Here is a 2,485-nt window from a genome sequence, read left to right as displayed (position 1 = left end):
GGCACGACCGCCCCCGCCGGCGCGGCCCAGGACCCGGCGGCCGGCGTCGGAGCACCAGCCCCGACCGCGCCATCCGCTCCCCCCGGCCGGGAGGCCACCACCAGCGCCGGGATCACCACAGACGGGGTGGACACGGTGGCCGCGACCGGCGGCGAGAACGGCGAGGCGGTGGGGACCGGATCCGGCCTCGATCTCGACACCCTGCTCGGTGCCGCGGACCAGGTCCTCGACGAGGCGTCCCGCGCGCAGGAAGCCCACGCCACAGCCAGAGCCCGCGCCGAGGAGGTGGACCGGGCCGAGCGGGCCCGACAGGCCCGGCTGGCGGAGCTCCACGAGGCCCAGGCCCGCTGGGCACAGCAGCGACAGGCCGCGCTCCTGTCCCCCGCGCTGCACCCCGACGGCTGGGCGGAACGGCGGCGGCGGCTGACCGAGGCGGTCGACCACCACCGCCGAGCCCTCAGGGCCACCCAGGACGCCGCCGGCGCCCGGGCCCGCCACGCCGCCTTCGCCGAGCGCGTCGCCACGCTCGCCAGCCGGCACGCCGCGGCCGTCAGCAGCCTCGCCGCCTCGCCGCCTCCCGCGTCCTCGGACCTGCGGACGGCCGCGTCGAGCCAGCCGCCGACAGATCTTCAGCTGCTCACCGGCGCGGTGCGGACCGCCCGGAACGCCCGCGACGACGTCGAGCGGACCAACACGGATCTTGCCCGCCTCGACGACGAGACCAGCGCGGCCGGCCGGCAACGGGACAGCGCGGTGACACGCCTGACGGACCTGCGCGACACCGCCGGCCTCGGCCCGGCCGGTGACAGCGACCACGCCGACGCGGCCGCCAGCGGACCATCATGCTCTGGCCCATGGTCTGGCCCCTCCGGGCTGGTCGAGTGCCTCGCGGCCGCGGCCGGCCGGGGGCGCCTCGTCGTCGCCGCCGTGGAACGCCGGACGCGGGCGGCCGAACGGATCCACGCCGCCGCACCGGACGAGGACCTGGACACGCTCGCCAAGGAACTCGCCGACCGCACCGACGAGGAGCTCACGGACGAGCTGGCGGCGGCGACATCCGACCGGAACCGGCACGAGGGCGAGCACAACCAGGCACGCCAGGAGCTCGGCAGGCTCGAGGAGCGCCTGGCAGCGCTGACCTCCTCCCAGTCGAACGCCGCCGAGCTGGCGGCCCTGGCGCAGGAGAAGCTCGCGGTCATCGCCGAGAGCGCCGAACGCCACCTGACACTAAAGATCCAATATGAGATCCTGCGTGACCAGCTGGACGCATACGAGCGTCAGCACGCCTCCCCGCTGCTGGCCGACGCCGGGGGCCTCCTCGAACGGCTCACCGACGGACGCTACGTCGCCCTGCGCGCCGCCGACGTCACCGGCGGCCGCAGCCTGCGGGTCATCCGCTCCGACGAGCAGGAGCTGGCCCCGCACGAGCTCTCCGAAGGCACCACGGACCAGGTCTACCTGGCGCTTCGCCTCGCAGCGATCAGCCAGCTGCAGCGCGAGCGCCAGGACCGCGGCAATCCACCGCTGCCCGTCGTCCTCGACGACGTCCTGATGGCCTTCGACGATCAACGAACCGCGGCCGCGCTCGGCGTCCTCGCCGAGCTCGCCGGGCAATGGCAGATCATCGTGCTGACCCACCACGACCGCACCGCCGAGATCGCCCGGACCAGCACACCCGTCACCACCACGATCACCCAGCTCCCGTCGGCGAACGCCCTCCCGGCGAGCCGCCCCGCCACGGCAATCCGCGCCGCGATGACCGGAATCGCCCGACAGCGGGAAGCAGCGGACACCGGCTCACCCCGGTCGGCCCACGCAACCTCCACTCCTGCGAGAACGGCCGGCAGCCCCGCCCGGCCACCCAGGGCCGTCGCGGCAGTCCCCGTCCTCCCACCCGACCACGACCCCGCGCAGATCCGCTCATGGGCACGCGCCAACGGACGCCACATAGGCGACCGAGGCCGCATCCCGTCCGACGTCATCGACGCCTTCCGGCAGGCTCACGCAACCCCCTAGTTAGGGCAGGTGGAGCACCCCAGTCAAGGTCAACAAGCCGCTCGAGGAGCACGGAACGTTTTCCCTTCCTCGCCGTTCCCCGCCGGGGGCACGCGCTGGCTTGTCGTGCTCGCCGATCTCTGATCGGCTTTGCCGGGGCCGCGATATCTGCCCGGGGGGCGGCCCCCGGACCCCCGAGGTCGTGCTTCGCACGACCGTCTTCCCTGCGGAGCCCAGGGCATCCGCGGTCTCGCCATTCAACGGGCGCCTCCAAGACGTCGATGACGACCATGAATCAGTCAAGATCCGCATTCGCTTGCGCACATCGACCGCACGTACGGCTTCAGCCGCTTGGTCGCACGGACCGGATTCGTCTCCGCCGGCGCAGGCGGGGCTGGTCCGCCGGTCCTCGTCGGCGCCTCGGGTCCGACCGTGGACGAACGACAGAGCCCTTGCCGACATGCGTCGCCATGACCGCTTGATTCCGCCC

The 2,485-nt window shown here is 73.8% G+C and carries 1 protein-coding gene; it reads left to right on the top strand.

Annotated elements, in window-relative coordinates; genetic code table 11:
* The coding region (locus tag AC5LUJ_RS23150; RefSeq protein ID WP_493465767.1) for an Lsr2 family DNA-binding protein at window positions 1–2,016 on the top strand (2,016 nt) is incomplete at its 5' end.
* Window positions 2,017–2,485 lie beyond the last annotated feature (469 nt).

The sequence above is a fragment of the Protofrankia sp. CiP1_Cm_nod3 genome, from assembly GCF_982290655.1.
The sequence above is the reverse complement of the archived record's forward strand: the minus strand, read 5'-3'. Positions and strand labels throughout refer to the sequence as shown.